The sequence below is a fragment of the Kytococcus sp. HMSC28H12 genome (genome assembly GCF_001816045.1).
Classification (GTDB): Bacteria; Actinomycetota; Actinomycetes; order Actinomycetales; family Dermatophilaceae; genus Kytococcus; species Kytococcus schroeteri.
On the sequence record NZ_KV824600.1, the window covers coordinates 1 to 5911 of the forward strand.

Below are 5911 nucleotides of genomic sequence, written 5' to 3' on the forward strand. Positions count from 1 at the left end.
CGGGGAGGACGTCCTCCCCGGGCCGCGTCGTCGATGTGGTCAGGCGCCTGCCCGGCGGCCCCTCGCGGTGAGCACGCCCCCGGCCGTGAGCAGCGCCAGCCCCGTGGCCGCAGCGGCCTCGCGGGAGCTCAGACCGCCCTGCTCGGGCGCCGACCAGCCGGTCTCCACCGGCGGGCCGTCCGGACGCGGGTTCGGGCCGTCGGCGGGGCCATCGACCACCGGGTAGGAGTGCACGTCCACGGACCCGTCGCGGCCGGTGGACACGTCGCTCTCGAGCTCGAAGCGGTGCACCTGGCCGTCGGGGGCGCAGTACGCCCCGTAGACCATCACGCGGTCGGTGCCGGCGGGGATTCGGCGCCCGCCCAGGTGGCGGCTGTCCGACGAGACCTCGTCCCCGCTGGCGCGCTCGGCACCGGGACGGCAGACCGGGTCGGCCACCGCGCCCTCGGCCACCGTCACCGGCATCGCGCCCGTGGCCGGTGCGTAGGTGTCCACCACCCACTCGATGCGGGGGTTGCCGTCCGCCGGCTGCAGGTGCGCGCCGTCGAAGCGGACGTCCCACGCGTGCCCCTGCCCGCCGGCCGCGGGGTGCACCTCCAGGGTGACCCGGGGGTTGGTCCCCCCGGCGCCGCTGACCTCCCGGGGGTCGGCCTGGGCCGCGTTCTGCAGGCTGACGAGGGCGGTGCCCACGAGGACGGCGGTCGCCGCGCCGCGGCGGATCGGTCGGGGGAGTGAACGCATGCTGCTCCTGGGTCGGGGACGGGTGCGAGGGCTCCAGCGTAGGCGTCGAGCGCGCTCGTTCACGACCGGACCAGCCGGGCGATGGCCGCCGAGGCCTCCCTCACGAGAGCCTCGGCCTCCTCGTCACCGGCGCGTGCGGCGTCGACCACGCAGGTGCGCAGGTGGTCCTCGAGCAGCCCGAGCGCGACCTTCTCCAGGGCGCTGCTCACCGCGCTCACCTGCGTGAGGACGTCGATGCAGTACGCGTCCTCCTCCACCATCCGGGCCAGGCCGCGGACCTGTCCCTCGACGCGGCGCAGGCGGCGCAGGTAGGCGTCCTTGTCCGTCACGTATCCGTGGACGTGACCGTGCTCCACCGGGTGGGCCGGGCCGGCGGCCGCGACCACGGGCTCCTCCGGTCGTTCGCCGGCGCTCACCGCGCCTCCGCCCTGAAGCCCCGCAGCCGCAGGCTGTTGCCGACCACGAACACGCTGGACAGGGCCATGGCGGCACCGGCCAGCATCGGGTTGAGCATCCCCGCCGCGGCCAGGGGGATGGCGGCCACGTTGTAGGCGAACGCCCAGAAGAGATTGGACCGGATGGTGCCCAGCGTGCGCCGCGCCATCCCGATGGCGTCGACCACGCTGCGCAGGTCGCCACGCACCAGCGTGATGTCCGCGGCCTCGATGGCGACGTCCGTGCCGGTGCCCATGGCCAGGCCCAGGTCGGCCTGTGCCAGGGCGGGGGCGTCGTTGACGCCGTCGCCGACCATGGCCACCACGCGCCCCTGCTCCTGCAGGCGCCGGACCTGCTCCACCTTCTCCTGCGGCAGCACGTCGGCGATGACGGTGTCGATCCCCACCTCGTCGGCCACCTGGCGGGCGGTGGCCGCGTTGTCCCCGGTCAGCAGCACCGGCTCGAGCCCGAGGCGCCTCAGCTGGGCCACGGCGGCGGCGCTCGTGGGCTTCACGGCATCGGACACCACGAGCAGGCCGCGGGGAGCGCCGTCCCAGCCGACGGCCACCACGGTGCGACCCCGCTGGAGGTGCTCGGCCTCGGCCCGGGCCAGGTCGGCGGTGAGCGTCATGTGATGCTCGGCGAGCAGGGTGGGGCGGCCGACGACCACCGTGCGGCCCTCCACGGTGCCGGTGACGCCGAGCCCCTCGACGTTCGCGAACCCCGAGGCGGCGGGCAGGTCGCCCGCGGTGCGCGCCGCATCGGCCACGGCACGGGCGATGGGGTGCTCCGAGGAGTCCTCCAGCGCACCGGCCACGCGCAGCACCTCCGCGGCGTCCTCGCCGGCGGCGGGCACCACCTCGGCCAGTGTCATGTGCCCGGTGGTCACGGTGCCGGTCTTGTCGAGCACCACGGTGTCCACGGTGCGGGTCGACTCCAGCACCTCGGGGCCCTTGATGAGGATGCCCAACTCCGCTCCGCGGCCGGTGCCCACGAGCAGGGCGGTGGGCGTGGCCAGGCCCAGGGCGCACGGGCAGGCGATGACGAGCACCGCCACCGCGGCGGTGAACGCGGCCGTCGGACCGGCACCGGACAGCAGCCAGCCCCCGAGCGTGACCAGGGCGATGAGCACCACGACCGGCACGAACACGCCGGAGACCCGGTCGGCCAGCCGCTGGACGGCGGCCTTGCCGGTCTGCGCGTCCTCCACCATCCGCGCCATCTGGGCCAGTTGCGTGTCGGCGCCCACGCGCGTGGCGCGCACCACCAGGCGCCCACCGGCGTTCACCGTTGCGCCGGTGACCTCGCTGCCAGGGCCCACCTCGACGGGGAGGGACTCGCCGGTGAGCATGGAGGCGTCCACGGCGGACGTGCCGGAGACGACCGTCCCGTCGGTGGCCACCTTCTCCCCGGGGCGCACCACGAACTCCTCGCCGGCGCGCAGCTCCCCGGCCGGGACCGTCACCTCGCGCCCGTCGCGCAGCACGGAGACCTCCTTGGCCCCCATCTCCAGCAGGGCGCGCAGCGCGGCGCCGGCCCGGCGCTTGGCGCGCTTCTCGACGTAGCGTCCGGCCAGGATGAACAGGGTGACGCCCGCGGCGGCCTCGAGGTAGATGTTCCCCGCGCCGTCGGAGTGCCCGATGGTGAACTCGAAGGGGTGCTTCATGCCGGGCGTGCCGGCATGGCCGAGAAAGAGCGCGTAGAGCGACCAGCCGAAGGCGGCGAGCGTGCCCATCGAGACGAGGGTGTCCATGGTGGCCGCGCCGTGGCGCAGGTTGGTCCAGGCGGCCCGGTGGAAGGGCCAGGCGCCCCACACCACCACGGGCGCGGCCAGGGTGAGCGAGGCCCACTGCCAGTTCCGGAACTGCAGGGCCGGCACCATCGCCATGAGGATCACCGGCACCGCCAGCACCGCGCACACGAGCACCCGACGGCGCAGGGCGTCGAGCTCGTGGTCGGCGTGCTCGGAGCCGTCGAAGGCCTCACCGGGGGAGTCGGTTCCCGGGGTCGGTGGGAGCGCCGGCAGCGTGGCCGTGTAGCCCGCCTTCTGCACCTCGGCCACCAGCAGGCCCGGGTCGTACCCCTCGGGTACGGTGACCGAGGCCTTCTCCGTGGCGTAGTTGACGGTCGCCTCCACGCCCTCGAGCTTGTTGAGCTTGCGCTCGATGCGGTGGGCGCACGAGGCGCACGTCATACCGCCGAGCTCCAGCTCGACGGCGGACGTGCGCGGGAGGGAGGGCGCGGTCATCAGGCCCGCTGCGCCCGGTAGCCGGCGTCCTCGACGGCGGCCAGCACGGCATCGGTGGACACGTCGTCGGCGCCGGTGACGGTCAGCCGACCGGTCTCGTGGCTCACCTCGACGGACTCGACGCCGGGCACCTCGGAGACCTCCTCGCGGACGGACGCCTCGCAGTGCCCGCAGGTCATGCCGGTGACGTTGTACTCGGTGGTGGCCATGGGTGCTCCTCTCGTCGGTGGCGCCGGGTGGCGCCACCGACGAGAACGCACATACCCCGGAGGGGTATTCCGTGGGGACGGTCAGCGGCGGCGGGCGCCGGCCACGGTGAGGCCGCCGGCGCCGACGAGGGCCAGACCGGCCAGGCCGAGGGCGGTGGTGTCGTGCGAGCGCTCGGGGGCGGTCCAGCCGGTGTCTACGATGGGGCCCTCGGTGGGCTCCTCGTTGGCCACGTACCAGCGCTTGTCGGCCGGCACCACGCCCTTGGCCACGAGCTGGTCGGCCCACTGGGCGTCGGTGAGTCCGTCCGGGCGCACCGCGTGTTCGAGCTGCTCCAGGAACTCCCAGTCGGGCTCGGCGTGGAACTCCATGCCGTAGCCCCCCTCGTTGGCTGTCGAACCCAACACCGAGGTGCCCACCTTGGTGAACTCGCCCTCACCCGTCCGCAGGAAGTGGGTCGTGTTGTGCGCGTAGGTGCCGTCGAACTCGCCGGGGTCGGGGATGCACCCGGTCGCCTCCACCGACACCGAGCGGACGTCCTCGCCGAGTCGATGGGTGGTGTCCTTCACGTACGAGCCCGGGACGGGGTCGTCGCTGTCGTCGTTCCAGAAGTCGTAGTCCGGGTCCACCACCCAGTGGAAGGACTCGTCCTCGGAGGAGAAGGAGGACTTCCCGGCACGTTCGGCGTTCTCCGGGCAGCCGCGGAAGATCCAGTCGGTCTGGTCGTCGTTCTGCACGCCCAGACGGTGGCGTCCCGGGTCCTCCTCGTTCGCGGAGACGCTCGTCACGCTGTTCCACCGGTCGAACCCGTGCACCTCGCGGTGCACCAGCCCGTCCTTTTCGTAGGGCAGCTCGAGGTAGTCGCCCCGGGTGGTGCTGGTCCACGGCCGGGTTCCGTCGGAGCCTGCCTCGCCCACGGAGAAGGTGTTCTCGTACGGCGCCGGGAGCTTGGGCTCCTTCGGCGCGGCCTGCGCCATCTGCACCGGGGCGGTCACCCCCATGGTGGCGACGGCGAGGACGGCAAGAGTCGTGCGCTTCATGGTTTTCCCCTCTGTGTCACGTCCCGACCCCCTGCCGGGACCCTTCGACCCTAAGCGCCTCACGGGGAGGGGGAAGCCGGGGCCGGGCGTCGGCGCCTGATTGTGCGCGGACTGTGAACGTGACCTGTCACGACGGGACCTCCGAGAGTCCAGTGACTCCGGAGGTCCCGTCGATTCAGGTGTCAGGCGGGCGTCAGCGACGGCGGGCGGCCGCCACCGTGGCGCCACCGGCGCCCAGCAGCGCCACACCGGCCAGGCCGGCAGCGAACGCCGCGGACTGGTCGCCCGCCTCCACACCGGTGTCGACGATCGGGCCCTCGTCGTCGTCCTCACCGGGAGGCTCCTCGTTGGCCACGTACCAGCGCTTGTCGGCCGGCACCACGCCCTCGGCGACGAGCTTGTCCGCCCACTCGGCGTCGCTCATGCCGTCCGGACGCTCCTCCTTCTCGAGCTGCTCCAGGAACTCCCAGCCCTCGACGGTGTGGAACACGCTCTCGCCGCCCTCGTGGAAGGTGCCCTCGGTCACGACGGTGGCCACCCGCGTGAACTCCGTGTCGCTGGTGCGGACGAAGAAGCTGTTGCCGAACATGTAGCCCCAGTCGCTCTCGGTGGGGCACGTGACCGTGACGACCTCCAGGGCCCGGGTCTCCGGCGACAGCTTGCTCGTCTGGGTCTTCTCGTAGTGGCCCGGGGCGAACTCGGGGTCGACGATCGGGTTGTCCTCGGTGGACTCCTCGTCGACCACCCACCGGAAGGACTCGTCCTCGCTGGTCCGGCCCGACGGCATCTTGCCCGGCGTGCCCTCCTGGCAGCCGGTCAGACCGTCGTCCTGGATCCCGAGGCTGCTCGGCCCGTGGTCCGGGTGGTCGTTGTTGAGGTTGTTGTTGTAGTCGGTAACCAGCAGGTTCAGCGTCGCCAGGCCGTCCTCGCCCTTCTTGGGCTGGGTGACGTCCCCGTCGACGCTGACGCTCCAGGGGCGCTCGCCCTGGCCGTCGGCCTCGCCGACCTCGAAGGTGATCGGCAGCGGCTCCCAGTCCGGGCCGGAGGTGCGGTCGTCCGGTGCGGCGGACGCCGGCGTCGCGAGTGCTGCCCCCAGCAGCAGCGCGGTCCCCACTGCGAAGGTCTTCGTGCTGTCCATGTCCTGCTCCCCTCAGATGATTCTGGACGTGTGAACGTTTCCGGCCGTATCGATCTCGGGCCCCGGCGGGAAGTGCGGACCCCGGTGCCCGAGGCGCCGGGG

Annotated in this window: 6 protein-coding genes; all 6 read right to left on the bottom strand. The window is 73.2% G+C overall.

Features of this window, described 5'->3' with window-relative positions; genetic code table 11:
- Positions 1 to 39 precede the first annotated feature (39 nt).
- The 6 genes from HMPREF3099_RS09420 to HMPREF3099_RS09445 all read right to left on the bottom strand — a co-directional run bounded on the left by HMPREF3099_RS09420 (position 40) and on the right by HMPREF3099_RS09445 (position 5809).
- Entirely contained in the window at positions 40 to 741 is a 702-nt protein-coding gene (locus HMPREF3099_RS09420; RefSeq protein ID WP_070705716.1) for a hypothetical protein, read from the bottom strand.
- Positions 742 to 800: 59 nt separating this feature from the next.
- A complete protein-coding gene (locus HMPREF3099_RS09425) occupies positions 801 to 1127 on the bottom strand; it encodes a metal-sensitive transcriptional regulator (protein WP_070705721.1) in 327 nt (108 codons plus the stop codon).
- Positions 1128 to 1153: 26 nt separating this feature from the next.
- Positions 1154 to 3424: a heavy metal translocating P-type ATPase gene (locus HMPREF3099_RS09430; protein ID WP_070705717.1), complete on the bottom strand. Its 2271-nt coding sequence runs from the start codon at positions 3422 to 3424 to the stop codon at positions 1154 to 1156.
- Complete coding sequence (locus HMPREF3099_RS09435; protein WP_070705718.1) at positions 3424 to 3633, bottom strand: heavy-metal-associated domain-containing protein; 210 nt, start codon at positions 3631 to 3633, stop codon at positions 3424 to 3426. Before HMPREF3099_RS09435 ends, HMPREF3099_RS09430 begins: the two co-directional genes overlap by 1 nt.
- A gap of 81 nt (positions 3634 to 3714) precedes the next feature.
- Complete coding sequence (locus HMPREF3099_RS09440) at positions 3715 to 4671, bottom strand: hypothetical protein (RefSeq protein ID WP_070705719.1); 957 nt, start codon at positions 4669 to 4671, stop codon at positions 3715 to 3717.
- A gap of 193 nt (positions 4672 to 4864) precedes the next feature.
- A complete protein-coding gene (locus tag HMPREF3099_RS09445) occupies positions 4865 to 5809 on the bottom strand; it encodes a hypothetical protein (RefSeq protein WP_070705720.1) in 945 nt (314 codons plus the stop codon).
- Positions 5810 to 5911: the final 102 nt, after the last annotated feature.